21 protein-coding genes and 5 tRNA genes are annotated in these 19,644 nt (G+C 33.4%); 23 read left to right on the top strand and 3 right to left on the bottom strand.

Translation table 11 applies throughout. The features are described 5' to 3' along the window. Window positions 1–55: 55 nt before the first annotated feature. The 3 genes from CL818_RS06140 to CL818_RS06130 form a co-directional block, all read right to left on the bottom strand. Complete coding sequence (locus CL818_RS06140; protein ID WP_272973368.1) at window positions 56–472, bottom strand: sugar 3,4-ketoisomerase; 417 nt, start codon at window positions 470–472, stop codon at window positions 56–58. Next, window positions 459–1,214 (bottom strand): glycosyltransferase family 2 protein, encoded by a 756-nt coding sequence (locus CL818_RS06135; protein WP_502692216.1) that lies wholly within the window; start codon window positions 1,212–1,214, stop codon window positions 459–461. Before CL818_RS06135 ends, CL818_RS06140 begins: the two co-directional genes overlap by 14 nt. A gap of 92 nt (window positions 1,215–1,306) precedes the next feature. After that, complete coding sequence (locus CL818_RS06130; RefSeq protein ID WP_502692215.1) at window positions 1,307–2,539, bottom strand: exo-beta-N-acetylmuramidase NamZ family protein; 1,233 nt, start codon at window positions 2,537–2,539, stop codon at window positions 1,307–1,309. A 47-nt stretch (window positions 2,540–2,586) separates the two neighbouring features. On the opposite strand from CL818_RS06130, the gene CL818_RS06125 reads away from it, so the two are divergent. The 23 genes from CL818_RS06125 (at window position 2,587) to nusG (ending at window position 19,618) form a co-directional block, all read left to right on the top strand. Beyond that, entirely contained in the window at window positions 2,587–3,819 is a 1,233-nt protein-coding gene (locus CL818_RS06125) for an ABC transporter permease (RefSeq protein WP_286972272.1), read from the top strand. Between the two features lie 70 nt (window positions 3,820–3,889). Then, the gene (locus CL818_RS06120; RefSeq protein ID WP_286972271.1) at window positions 3,890–4,870 is read left to right on the top strand and encodes a PLP-dependent cysteine synthase family protein; all 981 of its coding nucleotides are present in this window, start codon (window positions 3,890–3,892) and stop codon (window positions 4,868–4,870) included. 33 nt (window positions 4,871–4,903) lie between these two features. Beyond that, a complete protein-coding gene (locus tag CL818_RS06115; RefSeq protein WP_013185796.1) occupies window positions 4,904–5,254 on the top strand; it encodes a DUF202 domain-containing protein in 351 nt (116 codons plus the stop codon). Continuing rightward, a complete protein-coding gene (locus CL818_RS06110) occupies window positions 5,251–5,943 on the top strand; it encodes an SGNH/GDSL hydrolase family protein (protein ID WP_286972267.1) in 693 nt (230 codons plus the stop codon). The genes CL818_RS06115 and CL818_RS06110 overlap by 4 nt, the downstream gene beginning before the upstream one ends. Window positions 5,944–5,964: 21 nt before the next feature. After that, window positions 5,965–7,239: a DUF2851 family protein gene (locus CL818_RS06105; protein ID WP_286972266.1), complete on the top strand. Its 1,275-nt coding sequence runs from the start codon at window positions 5,965–5,967 to the stop codon at window positions 7,237–7,239. 138 nt (window positions 7,240–7,377) lie between these two features. Further along, window positions 7,378–8,604 carry a S8 family serine peptidase gene (locus CL818_RS06100; RefSeq protein WP_286972264.1) on the top strand — a complete coding sequence of 409 codons (1,227 nt, stop codon included), beginning with the start codon at window positions 7,378–7,380 and terminating at the stop codon, window positions 8,602–8,604. Between the two features lie 91 nt (window positions 8,605–8,695). Continuing rightward, window positions 8,696–8,926, top strand: a complete 231-nt coding sequence (locus tag CL818_RS06095) for a PspC domain-containing protein (RefSeq protein ID WP_286972262.1) — start codon at window positions 8,696–8,698, stop codon at window positions 8,924–8,926. After that, window positions 8,923–9,930: a potassium channel family protein gene (locus tag CL818_RS06090; RefSeq protein ID WP_286972260.1), complete on the top strand. Its 1,008-nt coding sequence runs from the start codon at window positions 8,923–8,925 to the stop codon at window positions 9,928–9,930. Before CL818_RS06095 ends, CL818_RS06090 begins: the two co-directional genes overlap by 4 nt. Before the next feature lie 97 nt (window positions 9,931–10,027). Then, window positions 10,028–11,656: an alanine/glycine:cation symporter family protein gene (locus tag CL818_RS06085; protein WP_219360378.1), complete on the top strand. Its 1,629-nt coding sequence runs from the start codon at window positions 10,028–10,030 to the stop codon at window positions 11,654–11,656. Between the two features lie 14 nt (window positions 11,657–11,670). Next, window positions 11,671–12,525, top strand: coding sequence for a ComEA family DNA-binding protein (locus tag CL818_RS06080; protein WP_272973374.1), 855 nt, complete (start codon window positions 11,671–11,673; stop codon window positions 12,523–12,525). A gap of 14 nt (window positions 12,526–12,539) precedes the next feature. After that, window positions 12,540–13,700, top strand: a complete 1,161-nt coding sequence (locus CL818_RS06075; protein WP_013185788.1) for an acyl-CoA dehydrogenase family protein — start codon at window positions 12,540–12,542, stop codon at window positions 13,698–13,700. A gap of 115 nt (window positions 13,701–13,815) precedes the next feature. Further along, on the top strand, window positions 13,816–15,186 hold the full coding sequence (locus CL818_RS06070; RefSeq protein WP_272973375.1) for an alpha-amylase: 1,371 nt from the start codon (window positions 13,816–13,818) through the stop codon (window positions 15,184–15,186). A 91-nt stretch (window positions 15,187–15,277) separates the two neighbouring features. Continuing rightward, entirely contained in the window at window positions 15,278–15,472 is a 195-nt protein-coding gene (gene rpsU / locus CL818_RS06065; RefSeq protein ID WP_041241045.1) for a 30S ribosomal protein S21, read from the top strand. Window positions 15,473–15,536: 64 nt separating this feature from the next. Beyond that, window positions 15,537–16,424, top strand: coding sequence for a tyrosine-type recombinase/integrase (locus tag CL818_RS06060; RefSeq protein ID WP_272973376.1), 888 nt, complete (start codon window positions 15,537–15,539; stop codon window positions 16,422–16,424). A 24-nt stretch (window positions 16,425–16,448) separates the two neighbouring features. Beyond that, complete coding sequence (hpf, locus tag CL818_RS06055) at window positions 16,449–16,766, top strand: ribosome hibernation-promoting factor, HPF/YfiA family (RefSeq protein WP_013185784.1); 318 nt, start codon at window positions 16,449–16,451, stop codon at window positions 16,764–16,766. A 97-nt stretch (window positions 16,767–16,863) separates the two neighbouring features. Beyond that, window positions 16,864–16,937: transfer RNA gene (locus CL818_RS06050), tRNA-Thr, on the top strand. Between the two features lie 52 nt (window positions 16,938–16,989). Further along, window positions 16,990–17,071 (top strand) — tRNA-Tyr (locus CL818_RS06045). A gap of 87 nt (window positions 17,072–17,158) precedes the next feature. Beyond that, a tRNA-Gly gene (locus CL818_RS06040) sits at window positions 17,159–17,231 on the top strand. Between the two features lie 115 nt (window positions 17,232–17,346). Next, window positions 17,347–17,418 (top strand) — tRNA-Thr (locus CL818_RS06035). A 74-nt stretch (window positions 17,419–17,492) separates the two neighbouring features. Further along, window positions 17,493–18,680 (top strand): elongation factor Tu, encoded by a 1,188-nt coding sequence (gene tuf / locus CL818_RS06030; RefSeq protein ID WP_013185783.1) that lies wholly within the window; start codon window positions 17,493–17,495, stop codon window positions 18,678–18,680. 61 nt (window positions 18,681–18,741) lie between these two features. Continuing rightward, a tRNA-Trp gene (locus CL818_RS06025) sits at window positions 18,742–18,814 on the top strand. A 42-nt stretch (window positions 18,815–18,856) separates the two neighbouring features. Next, on the top strand, window positions 18,857–19,054 hold the full coding sequence (gene secE, locus CL818_RS06020) for a preprotein translocase subunit SecE (RefSeq protein ID WP_013185782.1): 198 nt from the start codon (window positions 18,857–18,859) through the stop codon (window positions 19,052–19,054). A 12-nt stretch (window positions 19,055–19,066) separates the two neighbouring features. Further along, window positions 19,067–19,618, top strand: coding sequence for a transcription termination/antitermination protein NusG (gene nusG, locus CL818_RS06015; protein ID WP_013185781.1), 552 nt, complete (start codon window positions 19,067–19,069; stop codon window positions 19,616–19,618). The last annotated feature ends 26 nt before the right edge of the window (window positions 19,619–19,644 follow it).

Here is a 19,644-nt window from a genome sequence, read left to right as displayed (position 1 = left end):
AGTGGTTACATTAAAAGAAATACATCAGTTTTTATTAGAAAAAGGTTTTTATATATCAACTTTTAGATGATTTAAAGTCGGAGTATTCTCTAATATAATCTGCCTCCTCAAAAATATCACTTGCGAGTACTAAGCATACACTTCCTTTTGTGAAGTCTTCAAGTTCTCTCCAAATACCATTAGGTATTAGTAATCCTTTTAATGGGTTATCTAAAGTAACACGTTTTTTGTCTTCACCATCATCTACAATTACGGTAAAACTGCCATTTAAAGCAATTAAAACTTCAGATTGCTCTATATGGGAATGACCGCCACGTTTAGCACCTTCTGGAACATCAAATAAATAGTAAACACGTTTATGAGAAAACGGAATAGTTTGTTGTTCTATAACTGCTAAGTTGCCTCTTGGGTCTATAATTTTTGGAATATCTAAAAACGTTACGTCTTTTACGGTGGTCTTATCTTCTGTCAAGTCCTTGTTTTAAAAGTTGTTTATAATCACTAATGCCTTNTTGCATTTTCCATAGCTTTTTTGGAAGCTTAGAGATAGATACATAACCTTTTCTAAGCATAAAAAAACCATATTTTGCTACATACAGATAAGCAAAGCTACCGTATTTTTTATAAAAAACTGCGCCACGAGTATATAGAATTCTGTCTGTNGAAACTTCGTCACTTGAGGATATAGGTTCGTGTAAAACTATTGGTGTAGGGTCTTCATAAAACTTAAGGCCTTGTTGCCATAAATCCTTCAAGAAAAATTGATTACTCATATTTGGAAACTTAGCACCTAAACCAAACCATTCATTAAATCGGGCTTGCTTTATAGACCCTTTTTTAAAGCACATTTCAATAGATAAGATTCTACTTAATTCTTTCTTTTTTAAAGCTCTTGGTACTTTTATATAATTTCTAAAAGGTTTTCCATTTTCATTTACTATGGTTTTAAATGAAATAAAATCGGCATCTGTTTGTCTGTTGAAACTTTGTATTATGTGTTGTCCAAAATCTTTTAAATAGACAACATCATCATCGGCAATGAGAACAATTTTTTTTCGAGCTTGTTTTAATGCCATGTTTCTGCTTTTAGACAAACCAAGTTCTGTAGTGTTTATTACTCGAACATTCTCAAAATCACTTTCAAGTTTATTGTTTCCAGTAGTTTGATTAATTATAAGGATGTGATAATTCTCAATTGGGATATTCACAAACATCGCTTTAAGAAAGTCGAAGTTANTTCGGTTCATAGTTGAAACCAAAATCTCCAAATCGTCTAAAGTATATGTATGTTTAAAGGTTATGGCGACTATCTTTTATAAAGTTCATAAGCTGTTCTTACTTGGTTGTAAATTTTTAAACCTTCTTGCCAAGTTTCAGAAATTTCTTCAGCAGTTAATCCGCTTTCAATTTGTTCTTGTAAGATTGTAGTTCCTGCTAATTTTGTGAAAAATGAATTGAAGAATTCAGCTTTGTTTGCTGTGTTGTTATAGGCAGAAATTAAAATTTCTAAATGAAGCTCTGTGAANCGTTTNTTGTTTTCGCTTAAATCAAACCCATAACATAACTCTCCCAAATGCTTAGGGTATTTTGACCCTTCATTTGCTTTGGGAGTGTATTTAAAATTATAAATCTCAGGATTTAAATACGGTGAGCCAAACACCTGAAATTGCTTATTGGTACCGCGACCTGCATTAACATTAGTGCCTTCAAAAAAACACAATGTAGGATATAAATTTACAGCAGTGGAGTTAGGTAAGTTTGGTGATGGCTTAATAGGTAAGCTATAAGGCATAGACTTGTTGTAATTTTTAACAGGTATTACGGTAAGGTCGGTCTTTTTAGGAGTGTCTAACCAGCCTTCACCACTAATCATNTGTGCATANTCACCTATAGTCATACCGTGTACAACTGGCACAGGATGCATACCTACAAAGCTAGAATGTTTTTGGTCTAATAATGGGCCATCTGCATAATGCCCATTAGGATTTGGCCTGTCTAAAACTATAAGCNGTTTACCTTGTTCTGCANAAGCTTCCATAATATAATGTAANGTTGAAATGTAAGTGTAAAAACGTGCACCAACATCTTGTATGTCAAACANAATAACATCTACATTATTTAACTGNTCAACACTAGGTTTTTTATTATTACCATATAATGAAATTATGGGTAGTCCTGTTTTAGTGTCTTTAGAGTCGTTTACTTTTTCTCCAGCATCTGCTTGTCCTCTAAAACCGTGTTCTGGTGCAAANACTTTAGTAATAGTAACTCCTTTAGAAAGAAGTGTATCTACAAGGTGAACATATCCGCTATTTTTAAAAACAATTGAGGTTTGGTTACCAACAATNGCCACTTTCTTGTCTTTTAAAAGCGGAAGATATTCCTCAAATTGATTGGCGCCAACAGTTACCGAAAGTCCGCGTTGTGGTGATCGGGTTGTAGTAGATTGGGTTGTCTTAACNTTTTCGTTTTCTGAAGCTTTGGACGTATTATTTACTTGAGTTTTTCCATTTCCGCAGGATAGGAAAGTAAAAACCATTACAAAAGCTGTATTTTTGAACCACATATTCATCATAAATTAATCATTTGAATCTCGAACGCTTTATTGCCAAACGGCTTATTGGCTCAAAATCGTATAAAAGTAGCATTTCGGCACCGATAATTAAAATTGCTATCGTGGCAATTGCTGTGGGTGTTATTATGATGCTTATTGCATTTGCAACAGGTTTAGGATTGCAGAATAAGATACGAGATAAGATATCTGCGTTTAATGGGCATATAACCATTTCAAATTTCGATAATAACAACGCCAANGTTAGTTTNAAACCTATATCTAAAAATCAAGACTTTTACCCAGAATTTAAGAGTGTAAATGGTATTACTCANGTACAAGGTGTAGCATTTAAAGCTGGTGTGATTAGAACTGAAGATGATTTTGAAGGTGTTGTAATAAAAGGTTTAGATACAGATTATAATTGGGNCGTGTTTAAAGATTACGTAGTGCAAGGCANATTGCCAAATTACAAGGAGTCTTTAAATGATGAAGTTCTTATTTCTGAATATATGTCTAATCGANTAAATATAAAATTAGGTGATAAAGCAGTTACCTACTTTTTAAGGGATAACACATTAGAGAGGCCTTTGTTGAGAGCGTTTAAAGTTGTTGGGATATATAATTCAGGTTTTCAGGAATTTGATGAAACCTATGTCATAGGAGATATAAGGCATATAAGACGTTTAAATAAATGGAATGATAATGATGTTGGACACTTTGAGGTTTTTATAGATGACTTTAGTGAACTTGAAGAAAAAGGGGTTGAGGTATATGAACACATAGATTCNACCTTAGATTCTAAAACCATAAAGCAACAGTATTACTCAATTTTTGAATGGCTTGGACTGTTCGATTTTAATATTGCTCTTATNATAGGAATAATGATCCTTATTGCAGGTATTAATATGATTACAGCGCTCTTAGTTTTAATATTAGAGCGTACACAAATGATAGGAATCTTAAAAGCACTTGGTAGTAATGACAATAGTATTAGAAAGATTTTCCTTTATAATGCAGGTTACCTAATTGTTGTAGGATTATTTTGGGGTAACCTAATCGGTCTAGGATTATTGTTTATTCAGAAATACTTTAAGGTACTTCCGCTTAATCCAGAAACCTATTATGTGACAGAAGCACCAGTTTATATTGGTTGGTATATTCTATTTGTAAACTTAGGAACACTAACCTTGTGTTTGCTTATGTTGCTCATACCATCTTATGTTATTTCAAAAATAAATCCTATAAAAGCAATAAAATTNGATTAGGGATTCTTTACTCAGAATTAACCTTTTTGCTAATTTCATTTACTAATTTTGCACCTTCAAAATAAAAGATATGCAATACGCTGAAAATATATTGGGTACTATTGGAAATACACCAATGGTAAAACTTAACAAACTTACTGCAGAGCTACCTTGTCTAGTACTTGCTAAATATGAAACATTTAATCCAGGTAACTCGGTTAAAGATCGTATGGCGGTACAAATGATTGAAGACGCAGAAGCAGATGGCCGCTTAAAACCAGGCGGAACAATAATAGAAGGNACAAGTGGTAATACAGGAATGGGNTTAGCATTAGCAGCTATTGTTAAGGGCTANAAAATGATTTGTGTATTGAGTGACAAACAGAGTAAAGAAAAGATGGATATCTTAAGAGCTGTAGGAAGTGAAGTACACGTTTGCCCTACAGATGTTGCTCCAGATGATCCAAGGTCTTATTACTCTACTTCAGCAAGATTAGCTAAAGAAATCCCAAACTCTTGGTATGTTAATCAATATGATAATTTAAGCAATACAAAAGCACACTATGAAAGTACTGGCCCAGAAATATGGGAGCAAACAGATGGCAAGGTAACTCACTTTGTTGTAGGAGTAGGTACTGGTGGTACTATTTCTGGTGTTGGGAAATATTTAAAAGAACAAAACCCGAATGTAAAAATATGGGGAGTTGATACTTACGGTAGTGTCTTTAAAAAGTATCATGAAACAGGAGAGTTTGATGAGAAAGAAATTTACCCTTACGTTACAGAAGGTATCGGTGAAGACATTTTGCCGAAAAATGTAAATTTTGATATCATAGATGGTTTTACCAAAGTAACAGATAAAGATGCTGCGGTTTATACACAACGCTTATCTAAAGAAGAAGGTATGTTCTTAGGGAACTCTGCTGGAGCAGCTATTAAAGGATTACTTCAACTTAAAGAACACTTTTCAAAAGATGATGTTGTTGTGGTATTATTTCACGATCACGGTAGCCGTTATGTTGGTAAAATGTATAATGACGATTGGATGAGAAAGATGGGTTATATTGAGTAATTCATTATCTTTCTGTTTTATTTATAATGCTAAATGAAACTGAAAAACCCTTTTAGAACAAGTCCTGTACCCGCAAATACTAGAGAAATTTTAGCACTGGAGCGTACGCGTTTAGCAAACGAGCGTACGCTCTTGGCATATATAAGATCNTCTTTATACTTGCTAATTGGCGGCATTGCAGTNTTGCAACTAAAAGATTTTAGTACGCTACATTCGGTTGGTTATTTGGCTTTAGTTTCTTGTGTGATATTTTTAACAATAGGAATATCAAGGTTTTTGTTGTTGAAACGAAAATTGTTTAAATGGAAAAAAATCTTAGGTGAGGAGTTGTTGGAAGAATCTTTAAATGAGAAAGAACACCCTAAGGAAATCTCTGAAGAATGAAAATTCAATATATCTTTCAAGTACTTTTAGTTGTTTTAGTTTGTATATTTTTTCAATGCAAAAGTGTTCCTATTTCAGATACTAAAAAAGGTGTTTCTTTTTTGGCATTAGGAGACTCATATACTATTGGTCAAAATGTTTCAGAAGATAATCGTTGGCCTAATCAACTAAAAGAAGCTTTAAAACGTGATGGATTAAAGGTTAGGGATATAAAAATTATAGCTAAAACAGGTTGGCGTACAGACGACCTTATAAGCGCTATTAATTATAGATTAGATNAAACTGAAACCTANGATGTGGTTTCAGTTTTAATAGGCGTAAANAATCAATATCAAAAAAAATCTATAACTACTTATGAGNAAGANTTAAAAGTAGTTTTTGAAAAAGCAATAAAACATTCAAAAAAAGGCGCTAAAGGTGTNTTTGCTTTAAATATTCCGGATTATGGTTCTGCACCNATGNTACANCATAAAGCAGAACAAGTAGCAGNTGAAATAGACGAATTTAATACTGTTTTTAAAAAAGTAGCTAGCACTTATGANATTCCAGTTTATGATATTAATACAATTTCAAAGCAAGCATATTCCAATGAATCTTTAATTGCTTCAGATGGCTTGCATCCTAGTGGTGCACAATATAAACTTTGGGTAGAATATATGCTTCCATTTGTAAAACAGTACTTTAAATAAGAGATTTTTGTAACTTTAAAGGTGCAAGAAACACTTCTACATCATATNTGGAACTTTAAAAAGTTCGATTTCCTTAATGCAACTACACAACAAGGCCAGCAACTTATTATAAGTTCTGTGGGTATTCATAATACCACGCAGTCCGGNCCAGATTTTTTTAATNCAAAATTAAAGATTGATGATCAACTTTGGGCAGGTAATGTAGAGTTGCATTTAAAATCATCAGACTGGTATGCGCACNNTCATGAGAAAGATCCTGCTTATGATAATGTGATACTTCATGTTGTTTGGGAGCATGATGTTGAGATTTACAGAAAAGATGGACAGCCTATACCCACATTAACATTAAAAGAACTTGTTTCAGAATCNTTATTAAGGAAAGCTCAGAAGTTACTATCTAACAAAACCAAATGGATTGCTTGTGAAGATGAGTTTCCGTTAATTGAGGAGTTTACTTTATCCCATTGGTTAGAGCGCATGTATTTAGANCGTTTGGAAGAAAAATCTAATGAAATTGAACGTTTGGTCGAACAGACACAATCTAATTGGGAAGAAGTATTGTTTTTAATGTTGGCCAAAAACTTTGGTTTAAATGTAAATGGTTCATTTTTTTNTAATGCATTACAAAGCTTACCCTTTAACGTCGTTTTAAAAACTCGTCATAATAGGTTTCAATTAGAAGCTTTGGTTTTCGGCCAATGTAATTTGTTGCAAGCCAATGAAGAGGTGTTTTATGCAAACTCACTTTTAAAGGAATACAATTATTTAGTCAAGAANTTTAAGCTCGAAAATCATAGTACAGAAANACCAAAGTTTTTTAGGTTGCGTCCTGACANTTTTCCAACAATTAGACTTGCTCAATTTGTAGAGCTTTATGCGTCGAACAGTAATTTATTTTCAAAAATTATTGAGTGTACAACTCTTCAGGAAATAGAAACTGTATTTAAGATTGAGGTGAGTGAATTTTGGCAAACACATTATTCATTCACATCGTCTCATAAACAAAAAAAGAAACAACTTAGTAAAGCTTTTGTGANGTTGTTGATTATTAACACCATCATACCTTTAACGTTTTTCTACAACAAGAAAAATGGTCTNGAAAACACAACTATTATCAATTGGATGAGGTTATTACCTCTAGAATTAAATAATATTACTAAAGGTTATACAGCTATTTATCCGTCACTAAACGCTAATGCTCTTTATTCACAAGGCTTAATACANATGAAGAGAAATTATTGTGATAAGCTAAAATGTNTAAATTGTGAAATNGGGTTGAAAATTATCAAAAAATAAGAATAAATATGATTTTTAAGAATAAATATNAATAATTACTAATATTTAACTATAATTAACAAATATTAATAATTTTTTAAGTTTTCATTTTAATATGTATGCATAGTTTTNGCCTGTACAAACCAAAACCCTTTTAATATGAAAATTTTTAAACCAAACACAACTTTTATAGCCATNGCAGGTATGGCTGTNTCATCTCTATTTTTGTCTTGTGAGGCAGAAGAACAAATTACAGAAACACAAAATTTAAAAAATGATTCTAGTGTACTTCAGGAATCACAATCCCAAGCAATATCTGGGCAATATATTGTAACCTTAAATGAAGCNGCTTCAAAATCTATTAAGAATGATNATTCTTATAAAGGTAGATTAGCAAATGTAAATGCATTTGTAAATGAAGTGATTGCAGCTCCGCACATGAAGTCTACATCTGTAAAACAAGTATATGGTTTTGCAATGACAGGATTTACAGCAACATTGTCNCCTGAGCAANTAAAATCATTACAGTCAGACAGCAGAGTAGCAAGTGTAGAGCCAGATGTAATGGTGAAATTAAGTGTTGCAAAAGAAGAAACTACAGCTATGNCATTTGTAGCTCAAAATACACCTTACGGAATTACTAGAGTAAATGGTGGTGTAGATGGTACAGGTAAAACAGCTTGGATTATAGATAGCGGAATAGATTTAGATCACCCAGATTTAAATGTAGATGTAGATAGAAGTAGATCTTTTGTTCCAGGAGAACCTTCACCAGATGATCAAAATGGTCACGGTAGTCATGTTGCAGGNACTGTTGCAGCAATTGATAATGGAATAGGAGTTATTGGAGTTGCNNCAAATGCAAAAGTAGTGGCATTAAAAGTGTTNGGAGCAGATGGTAGTGGAGCTACATCTGGTATTATAGCGGCGCTAGATTATGTTGCTGCTGTAGGAGAACCTGGTGATGCTGCTAATATGAGCTTAGGNCCAGCAGTTCCAATTTTAGGAATAAACAGTGCTTTAGATAANGCTACCACAAGAGTAGGTGCNAAAGGTATTGGTGTTGCAATTGCAGCAGGTAACTCCACAAGTATAGCAAACCTTTACTCTCCAGCAAGAGCTTCTGGAGAAAATGTATATACAGTTTCTGCAATGGATAGCAATGATCAATTTGCTTACTTTTCAAACTTTGGAAGTGTTGTAGATTATTGTGCGCCAGGTGTAAGTGTATATTCTACATCTATGCAAGGTGGTTATGCTACGTTAAGTGGTACATCTATGGCGGCACCTCATGTTTGTGGGTTATTATTATTAGGAGATTTGAGAACAGACGGAAATGTGTTTTTAGATCCAGATTTTAATCCAGATCCAATTGCAGTTCACTAATTGAATTTGATTTTTTTATAACAAAAACCACCTTGAAGTTAATTTAAGGTGGTTTTTTCTTGGTGTNTATTACATATCTTATCTTTGGAATATGTTAACTGTGGTATATAAAATAAGGCANTTTTTTGAGAGACATGGGTTTTATGTGTCTTCAAGATTAGCAGACAGATTAGGTATGCGNGCTAAAAGTGTTCGCCTATTCTTTATTTACGTATCTTTTGCAACTTTAGGAGTTGGCTTTGCAATTTATTTAACNCTTGCATTCTGGTTAAAGCTTAAAGACTTAGTATATACTAAACGAACTTCTGTGTTCGATTTATGATTAAAATATTTAAATCTAGAATTTACGTAGCATTCCTACTACTTTCAGTTAGTTTAGGATTCGGNATTTTAGGATANCGTTTCATATCTAATTATGATTGGATAGATGCACTTTATATGACGGTTATTACCATTNCCACAGTTGGTTTTGGAGAAGTAAATCCGCTTACAAATGCCGATAAGGTATTCACAATTTTCTTAATTTTATTTAGCGTTGTTATTTTAGGTTACGTAATATCTGTATTTACAGAATACATGTTTACAAGACGAAGCTACGAGGAATTTAAACACAAAACTTTGGAAAAAAAGATTCAGAAATTAAAAGATCACGTTATTGTTTGTGGTTTTGGAAGAAATGGTAGAGAAGCTGTAGAAAAACTAAAGAGTTACAAGAAAGAGTTTGTAATTGTAGAGATGGATGAAGATTTGGTTTCTAAACATGAAGATGATGATACCATGTTTTGTATAGGAAATGCCAACGAAGATGAAACCCTTATCCGTGCAGGTATAGACCAAGCTTCAGCATTAATATGTGCAATGCCTGAAGATGCAGATAATTTATTTACAGTGCTTTCTGCAAGGCAATTAAATAAAAACCTTAAAATAATTAGTAGAGCAAGTGTAGATACGTCTTTTAGAAAACTAAAACTTGCAGGTGCAGATAATGTAATTCTTCCAGATAAAATAGGAGGAGATCATATGGCAAGTTTAGTAGTAATGCCAGATTTAGTTGAATTTTTAGATAACCTTTCCGTATCAGGTCAAGATAATGTAAACGTGCGCGAAATACTTTACGAACATGTATGTCCGGATAATATAGATAAAACTATACGCGAGGTAGATTTAAGAAATTTAACAGGCTGTACAATTATAGGATATAAAAATCCTGCAGGAGATTATGTAGTGAACCCAGAAGCGTCCACGCTTATAACAAAGGGTTCAAAATTAATTGTTATAGGAAAGCCAAATCAAATAAATACCTTAAGAAATGAGTTTAATATTTAACAATAGAATAACATTTTAATGCCTTTACTTTGATAAAGGCAATTTTTTTGTCATATTGCAATCTTCAAAATTTTAACTAAAAATAATAACTTTTGATATGAGAAAACAACTTCTCTCAATTTTCACTTTATTAATACCCATTATTACGTTTGCCCAAGAGCAAACAACATCAGAAAAGATAGACGCTGTCTTTAGCAAATACACTGGTTGGTTTGTTGAGGGCATTTTTTATGAAATCCCATTTTCTGAAACCTTTCAAATTCCTTGGGTACTTATAGTATTAATAGGTGGAGCATTATTTTTTACAATATATTTTAAGTTTATAAATATTACTGGTTTTTCTAAAGCAATTCAAGTTGTTAGAGGAAAATATGAAGATATTGAAAAGCACGGAGCAGAAGAACTTTATGGAGCCGATGGTATTGCAATGTCTGATGAAGGTGATATTGTAGACACTATAAGAGATGAAAGCGCAGATGGTGAGGTTTCTCACTTCCAGGCATTAACTGCAGCATTATCTGCAACAGTAGGACTAGGTAACATTGCAGGTGTTGCAGTAGCACTATCAATTGGTGGTCCTGGTGCTACATTTTGGATGATAGTTGCTGGTCTTTTAGGTATGGCATCTAAGTTTGCAGAATGTACACTTGGTGTAAAATACAGAGATGTTGGTCCAGACGGTACAGTTTATGGTGGCCCTATGTACTATCTTAAAAAAGGTTTAAAGGAAAAAGGCCTAGGTGGTCTTGGTAAGGTATTAGCAGTTGTCTTTGCTATATTCGTTATCGGAGGATCTTTTGGTGGTGGTAATATGTTTCAAGCTAACCAAGCAGCTGCTCAATTTGTGCAGTTATTTGATATAGAATCTGCAAATGCAGGTATGTTTTTCGGTATAGGTATGGCTGTGCTGGTTGCAGTTGTAATTATTGGAGGAATTAAAAGAATTGCTTCTGTTACAGAAAAGATTGTTCCGTTTATGGCTGGTATTTATGTATTAGCAGCTTTAATAATTTTAGGAGCTAACTTCACGTTAATTGATGATGCCTTCGGTTTAATATTTGAAGGTGCATTTTCTGGATTAGGAATAGCTGGTGGTTTAATAGGAGTAATGATACAAGGTATACGCCGTGGTGCATTCTCTAACGAAGCTGGTGTTGGTTCTGCTGCTATTGCTCACTCTGCAGTACGTACTAAGTATCCTGCTAGTGAAGGTATTGTTGCATTATTAGAACCATTTGTTGATACAGTTGTAATTTGTACAATGACTGCATTAGTAATTATTATTACAAATTTCGAATCATCTTTTATGGAGTACGGAACTCCAATTACAGAAGGTGTAGAGCTTACTGCAACAGCTTTTGATACGGTAATTCCTCACTTCTCAATAGTATTAACAATTGCAGTAATCTTGTTTGCATTTTCTACTATGATCTCTTGGTCATACTATGGAATGCAAGGTTGGAAATTCCTTTTTGGTAAAGGACGTATTACAGATTTAGTATATAAATTCTTATTCTTAATGTTTGTAATTGTAGGAGCATCTATTAGTTTAGGTTCTGTTATTGATTTCTCTGATGCAATGATTTTTGCAATGGTAGTTCCAAATATTATAGGTGTAATCTTGCTTTCACCAAAAATTAAGAAAGAACTTAAAAAGTATAATAAAGCAATTTCTAAAAAACACAATGCACTAGAAGATGGTGCTACAGATGTAAATAATCTTTAAAATTTATTAATGATATGAAATCCCATTTCGTTTTCTCAAAAAGTGAACGTAATGGGATTTTTTTATTGGTGACAATTATACTTGTGCTTCAATTAGCATATTGGTTAATTCCTTTTCCTAAGTATATTGCTCCCAAGGATACTCCAGAACTAGTTAGATTTCAACAGAAGGTAGATTCTCTTAAGCAATTAAAAATTAAAGAGAATACGCCTAAGCAGTATCCTTTTAATCCAAATTTTATAACAGATTATAAAGGTTATACTTTAGGAATGTCTACTCAGGAAATTGATAGACTTTTGGCCTATAGGAAGCAAAATAAATGGGTAAATTCAAAAAAGGATTTTCAAGATGTTACAAAAGTTTCAGACTCATTATTAAATACGTTTTCACACCTTTTTAAATTCCCAGATTTTATTACAAACCCTAAAAAGAAAAAGGTTTTTGCTAAAGACCGTAAATTATCCTATAAAGATAAAATTGACCTCAATAAAGCTACAGCACTGCAGTTGCAAGAGGTATATGGTATAGGACCTTATTATTCAGAAAAAATAATAGCTTACAGAACTAAGTTGAATGGTTTTTCAGATAATGTTCAACTTAAAGATGTATATGGTTTAGAGCCAAATGTTATTAATAATATACTAAAGAAGTTTACAGTGAAAACACCTGTAAACATTAAAAAAATAAATATAAACACAGCTAAAGTTACAGATCTATCAGAATTGCCAAATTTAAATTATGAAATAGCACGGCAAATTATTAAGTATAGAGAACTTAATGGTGAGTTTAACGATATTAACCAACTCAAGTCGATTGCTGAGTTCCCTATTGAAAAGTTCGATAGAATTCAATTATATTTGACCTTGTAATAAAACCAATTTGAATGTATTTTACAGAAGAACATAATTTATTTAGAGAAAGCTTTAGAGAGTTTTTACAAAAAGAGGTTGTACCACATATTGACAAGTGGGAAGAAACCGGCCATATAGAACGATTCATCTGGGAGAAGTTTGGTGAGATGGGATATTTTGGTCTTACTTATCCAGAACAATATGGAGGGCTTGGTTTAGACTTCTTTTATACTGTTATCTTCTTGGAGGAATTACAGCGTGTTAATTCTGGTGGTTTTGCAGCTGCAATGTGGGCTCATAATTACTTAGCTATGACACACCTAAATGCCGAAGGTGATGAGCGCATAAAAGAAAAATACCTGTCCGCAAGTATCTCAGGAGAAATGATAGGTTGCCTTTGTGTTACAGAGCCATTTTGTGGATCAGATGTAGCTGCAATGAGAACAACAGCAGTTAAAAAAGGAGATAAATACATTATTAATGGATCTAAAACATTTATAACAAATGGTGTTTATTCAGACTACCTTGTAGTTGCAGCAAAAACAGCTCCAGAACTTGGTAACAAAGGGATGAGTATGTTTGTAATAGATAGAGATACAAAAGGAGTATCTGCCACTAAACTTAATAAATTAGGTTGGAGAGCATCAGACACAGGAGAAATAGCATTTGATAATGTAGAGATACCTGCAGAGAATTTAATGGGAGAAGAAGGTAAAGGTTTTCCTTATATTATGCAGCACTTTGCTTCAGAGCGTTTAATTATGGGAATAAATGCTCACGCCAGAGCAGAGTTTGCTTTAGAGTATGCTATGGACTATATGAAAGAACGTGAAGCTTTTGGCCGCTCAATAGATAAATTTCAAGCTCTAAGACACATTATAGCGCAACGTGTAAGCGAAGTAGAAATGGCAAAAACATTTAATTATACAGTCTCTAAACGCTTAAGTGAAAATGAATATGTTGTTAAAGAGGCAAGTATGTCTAAACTTTTGTCTACTAAAATTGCAGATGAAACAATATATGACTGCTTACAAATGTTAGGAGGTTATGGTTATATTGAAGAATATCCTATGGCAAGATTGTTAAGAGATAGTCGTCTTGGTCCTATTGGTGGAGGTACTTCTCAAATTCTGAAAGAAATTATAGCCAAAATGGTAATAGATAAAAAAGAATATAAAGCTGCTGCTAGGTAATCCTAAAGTTACGCAAACTTTGTAGGTTAATTTATTCTTAATGATTACGAAATCGTCAGTTTTTACTGGCGATTTTTTTATTTTCATCAATATTGTATAACCAAAATTAACTATTATGAAAAATTATTATAAGTATAGTGCTTTATTGCTTATTGCATTATTTTTATTTAGCTGTAATAAAGATGAGTCTTTTACTGAAACTGAAACCATTTCAGAAGAATCAGAACTTACTGTTAATGCGATGGCTACTATAGGAAGCGGAGTAATGATGCAGGCTTTTTATTGGGATGTACCTGCTGGCGGAACATGGTGGAATACAGTTAACGGTAAGCTCCAAAATTGGAGCAATGCAGGAATAGATGCAATCTGGTTACCACCAGTTTCAAAAGCTCAAAATGGTCCTTTTTCTATGGGGTATGATCCTTTTGATTATTATGATTTTGGTGAATATGATCAAATGGGAAGTGTAGAAACAAGATTTGGCTCACGAACAGAATTAGAGTCTTTAATTTCAACAGCTCATAATAATGGTATTAGCGTTATTGCAGATATTGTAATAAACCATAATAGTGGAGGAGCATCAGAAAGTAATGTCTTTACAGGCTCAGATACTTATACAGATTACAATCCTGCTTCAGGTATTTTCTATAGAACGCAATATGATTTTCATCCTAATGATTATCATAACAATGATTCTGGAGCCTTTGGCGGATTTCCAGATCTCTGTCATCATAAATCTTATGTACAGGATCATTTGTGGAACAATCCTAATTCTGTGGCAAAATATTATAAAAACGTTCTAGGGTTTGATGGTTGGAGATTTGATTATGTTAAAGGCTTTGAGCCTTGGGTTGTAAACAGTTGGACAAATGCAGTTGGAGGTTTTTCTGTTGGAGAATATTGGGATGCTAATGTAAATACATTAGAGTGGTGGGTTAATAACTCAGGATCAAGTGCTTTCGATTTTGCATGTTATTACAGGATGAGAGATGCATTTCAAAATAATGATTTAAATAATTTAAGTGGTGATATGTTATGGAAACGTAATGCTAACAAAGCAGTCACTTTTGTTGCAAACCATGATACAGATGAAATCTTTAATAATAAACTTTTAGCTTATGCGTATATACTAACCCATGAAGGTTATCCTACGTTATTTTATAAAGATTATGAAGAATGGTTAGATAAAAACAAGTTGAATAATCTTATTTGGATACATAATAATCTTGCAGGAGGTTCTACAATTAACCTCTATACAGATGTAGATGAATATATAGCCAAAAGAAATGGCTACAATAATAATGGTTTAGTTGTTTACTTAAATATTAGTAATAATTGGCAGGAGCGTTGGGTACAAACAAACTGGAACTCAACTAGAATAAAGGATTACACTGGAAATTCATCTTGGGAGCCAGTTACTCAAGCAGATGGTTGGGTTAAAATTCAGGTACCTCCAAATGGGTATTCTGTGTGGTCTGTAAAATAAATTCAATTTTATATTTCAGAATTCAGAAATAGTTTTATATTTGCACCCTATTAATCAAAACGAATCAGTTTTAAAGAAAGGAGGTACATCTATGTTAATTATACCAGTAAAAGACGGAGAAAATATCGATAGAGCGCTTAAGCGTTTTAAGCGTAAATTTGATAAGACAGGAACGATGCGTGAGCTTCGTAGACGTCAGCAATTCAATAAACCTTCTGTAGTACGTAGAGCTGAGATTCAGAAAGCTGAATACATTCAACATCTAAGAGACCAGGAGAACAAATAATCTCCGTTTAAATACGTATAAATTAAACCGCTAATTTCATAACTTTGAAATTAGCGGTTTTCTTATGGCTACAATTAAAGCATTTTTAGATTATTTAAGGTTGGAAAAAAAATATTCCATCCACACTATTAGTGCATATAATAATGATCTTGTAGCATTGTCAGATTTCGTTTCTAGAGAATTCTCAGAGACATCAATTAATAACATTCCTTATGCCCTTATAAGGAGTTGGATAATTAGCCTAGTCGATTCAGGTATTTCTAATCGCACAATTAATAGAAAAGTTTCCTCCCTTAAGTCTTACTACAGTTTTTTGCAAAAAATTGAAGAGTTAGAAGTTTCCCCTTTAATAAAACATAAATCTTTAAAAGTTGAAAAAAGGTTACAGGTACCTTTCTCTAAAAAGGAAGTTTCAGATGTGTTGTCAGGTTTCACATTAAATTCATTTGAAGACTACAGAGATAAAGCAATAGTTGAGTTATTCTATAGTACAGGAATGAGACGTTCAGAGCTAATTAATTTAAAATTGTCTGATATTAATATAGTTAACCATTACGTAAAGGTTTTGGGTAAAAGAAATAAAGAGCGGATTATCCCATTAATTGAGAGTGTGTCGCTTACTTTAAGACAATATTTTGAGATTAAAGATGCTGAGTTTAAAGAATCTTCTAAATGGGTTTTTGTAACCTCTAAAAATGATAAAGTTTACGAAACGCTTGTCTATAGAATTATTAATAATTACTTTAGTAAGGTGTCGAGTAAAATAAAAAAGAGTCCACATTTATTGCGGCACTCATTTGCTACACATTTATTGGGTGAAGGTGCAAACCTAAATGCTGTTAAAGATTTATTGGGGCATTCAAGCCTTGCTGCAACACAAGTTTATACTAATAATGATATTGCAGTAATTAAAAGAGCTTACTCTGCATCGCACCCAAGAAACAAAAACTAATCTATTAACCTAAAATTTAAGAGTATGAAGGTAAATGTTCAGTCCGTTAACTTTAATGTAGATCAGAAACTTGTAGTATTTATTCAAGAGAAACTAGATAAGTTGGAGCAATTTTATGATAAAATAATATTTGCTGATGTTTTTTTAAAGGTGCAACATACCAGCGAGAAGGAAAATAAAATCACAGAAGTATTATTAAGTATTCCTGGAGATGAGCTTATGGTGAAAAAAAATACTAAAACTTTTGAAGAAGGTATAGATGAGTGTGAGCGCGCACTACAGAGGCAATTAATAAAGAAGAAAGAAAAAATAAATGCACATTCTAATAAAAAAATTGCATAAAAGTTTTGTCAATCTATAAATATGTTTAAATTTGCAGTCCGTTAGAAATAGCGGACTTTTTTATGCGGAGTTTGTCGCTTAAAAAAGGAACTAAAAAGCCGATGTAGCTCAGCTGGCTAGAGCAGCTGATTTGTAATCAGCAGGTCGTGGGTTCGAGTCCCTCCATCGGCTCTTTTTAAAGTTCATTTAAATAAAATATTGAAACCTTTTTATAAGGTTCGTTGGGGAGATACTCAAGCGGCCAACGAGGGCAGACTGTAAATCTGCTGACTACGTCTTCGCAGGTTCGAATCCTGCTCTCCCCACTAAATATTTTAGAAGGATTTTCCTTCGTTAGATTTATATTTTAAATCTATTTTATTGTTACCATTAATTCTATATGAATTATAAATGCGGGAGTAGCTCAGTTGGTAGAGCGTCAGCCTTCCAAGCTGAATGTCGCCAGTTCGAACCTGGTCTCCCGCTCTAATAAAATCAATAATAAATTTGATTTTTATTGAGCTGAATAGGATATGAAGAATTCGTCTTTTGCGGACATAGCATCGTGAAAGTCGGAATTTTGGTGTATCTGCTCTTTCTGGCCGACGTAGCTCAGGGGTAGAGCGTTTCCTTGGTAAGGAAGAGGTCACGGGTTCAATTCCCGTCGTTGGCTCTTTGTGAAGATTTCAAACTCTTTGCAATTAATAATGAACACTAATATATAACTAAGAATAAATAAATTTAATTATGGCTAAGGAAACTTATGACAGGTCCAAACCGCACTTAAACGTTGGTACTATTGGACACGTTGACCACGGTAAAACAACTTTAACTGCTGCTATCACTAAAGTTTTAGCAGATGCTGGATTCTCAGAAGCTTCAGCTTTTGATCAAATTGATAATGCTCCAGAAGAAAAAGAAAGAGGTATTACAATTAACTCTTCTCACGTAGAGTATGCAACTGCTAACCGTCATTACGCACACGTTGACTGTCCAGGTCACGCGGATTACGTAAAGAACATGGTTACTGGTGCTGCACAGATGGATGGTGCTATTCTTGTTGTTGCTGCAACAGATGGTCCAATGCCACAAACTCGTGAGCACATCCTTTTAGGACGTCAGGTTGGTATTCCTCGTATCGTTGTTTTTATGAACAAAGTTGATATGGTTGATGATGAGGAGCTTTTAGAGCTTGTTGAAATGGAAATCCGTGACTTATTATCTTTCTATGAGTATGATGGAGATAATGGTCCTGTAATTCAAGGTTCTGCTTTAGGTGCGCTTAACGGTGAGCAAAAGTGGGTTGATACTGTTCTTTCTTTAATGGAAGCAGTTGATTCTTGGATCGAAGAGCCACAGCGTGAAGTAGATAAGCCTTTCTTAATGCCTATCGAAGATGTATTCTCTATTACTGGTCGTGGTACTGTTGCAACTGGTCGTATTGAGACTGGTATCGCTAATACTGGTGATCCAGTAGAGATTATCGGTATGGGTGCAGAGAAGTTAACTTCTACTATTACTGGTATTGAAATGTTCCGTCAAATCCTTGATAGAGGTGAAGCTGGAGATAACGCAGGTATCTTATTAAGAGGTATTGAGAAGTCTCAAATTTCAAGAGGTATGGTAATTGTTAAGCCAGGTTCTGTAACTCCGCACAAAAAGTTCAAAGCTGAGGTTTATATCTTGAAAAAAGAAGAAGGTGGTCGTCACACACCATTCCATAACAACTACCGTCCACAGTTCTACGTACGTACAACTGATGTTACAGGAACAATTAGTTTACCTGATGGTGTAGAAATGGTAATGCCTGGTGATAACTTAACTATTACAGTTGAATTACTTCAGACAATTGCAATGAACGTAGGTTTACGTTTCGCAGTTCGTGAAGGTGGTCGTACTGTAGGTGCTGGTCAGGTAACTGAAATTCTAGATTAATTTAGATTATATATAAAAGGCGAGGTGTCTTGATAGTTCAAGATACCTTACCTTTTTATTTACGGGTTTAGCTCAGTTGGTAGAGCACTGGTCTCCAAAACCAGGTGTCGGGAGTTCGAGCCTCTCAACCCGTGCAAAAAGAAAGTTGAATTTCAACATACTTAAAAAATTTCAAAATGGCAGGATTTATAAATTACGTATCTGAGTCTTTTAATGAACTCAAAAACCACGTAACGTGGCCAACTTTTGCAGAAGCTCAAAAGCTTACTGTTACTGTAGCGGTATTTTCAATTATATTTTCTTTAGCTATTTGGGGAGTAGATACTGTTTTTAGTAACCTTATCGACAAGTATTTCGAATGGGTTAAATCTTAAAATTACAGTAGTATGTCAGAAGTGAAAGAGAAAAAATGGTATGTTGTACGTTCTGTAAGTGGTCAAGAGAATAAAATTAAAGACTATATAGAGCGAGAAATATCCCATCACGGTTTAGAAGACTTTGTAGATCAGATTTTAGTTCCTACAGAAAAAGTTATTCAAATACGTAATGGAAAAAAAGTAAATAAAGAACGCGTTTACTTTCCTGGATATATAATGGTTCAGGCTAATTTGAGTGGAGAAATTCCTCATATTATTAAAGGTATTAATGGTGTTATAGGCTTTTTAGGTGAAGTTAAAGGAGGAGATCCTGTGCCACTTAGAAAATCTGAAGTAAACCGTATGTTAGGTAAGGTAGATGAATTATCTGTTGCGGCAGATAATGTTGCAATACCATATACAGTTGGTGAAACTATTAAGGTTATAGATGGACCATTTAATGGCTTTAATGGTACGGTTGAAAAAGTAAATGAAGAAAAACGTAAACTTGAGGTAATGGTTAAGATTTTCGGAAGAAAAACACCATTAGAATTAAGTTATATGCAAGTAGAAAAAGTATAAATGTTACATTTTATAGAGTTATTCTT

Source organism: Croceibacter sp. (assembly GCF_002716225.1).
In the GTDB taxonomy this organism is placed as follows: Bacteria; Bacteroidota; Bacteroidia; order Flavobacteriales; family Flavobacteriaceae; genus Croceibacter; species Croceibacter atlanticus.
This window is presented reverse-complemented; position numbering and strand designations above follow the sequence as displayed.

Coding starts and splice junctions, on each gene's coding strand:
- rpsU (WP_041241045.1), top strand. CDS start 15,278: ATGTTAATTATACCAGTAAAAGACGGAGAAAATATCGATAGAGCGCTT.
- nusG (WP_013185781.1), top strand. CDS start 19,067: ATGTCAGAAGTGAAAGAGAAAAAATGGTATGTTGTACGTTCTGTAAGT.
- CL818_RS06085 (WP_219360378.1), top strand. CDS start 10,028: ATGAGAAAACAACTTCTCTCAATTTTCACTTTATTAATACCCATTATT.
- CL818_RS06070 (WP_272973375.1), top strand. CDS start 13,816: ATGAAAAATTATTATAAGTATAGTGCTTTATTGCTTATTGCATTATTT.
- CL818_RS06075 (WP_013185788.1), top strand. CDS start 12,540: ATGTATTTTACAGAAGAACATAATTTATTTAGAGAAAGCTTTAGAGAG.
- secE (WP_013185782.1), top strand. CDS start 18,857: ATGGCAGGATTTATAAATTACGTATCTGAGTCTTTTAATGAACTCAAA.
- CL818_RS06060 (WP_272973376.1), top strand. CDS start 15,537: ATGGCTACAATTAAAGCATTTTTAGATTATTTAAGGTTGGAAAAAAAA.
- tuf (WP_013185783.1), top strand. CDS start 17,493: ATGGCTAAGGAAACTTATGACAGGTCCAAACCGCACTTAAACGTTGGT.
- hpf (WP_013185784.1), top strand. CDS start 16,449: ATGAAGGTAAATGTTCAGTCCGTTAACTTTAATGTAGATCAGAAACTT.
- CL818_RS06080 (WP_272973374.1), top strand. CDS start 11,671: ATGAAATCCCATTTCGTTTTCTCAAAAAGTGAACGTAATGGGATTTTT.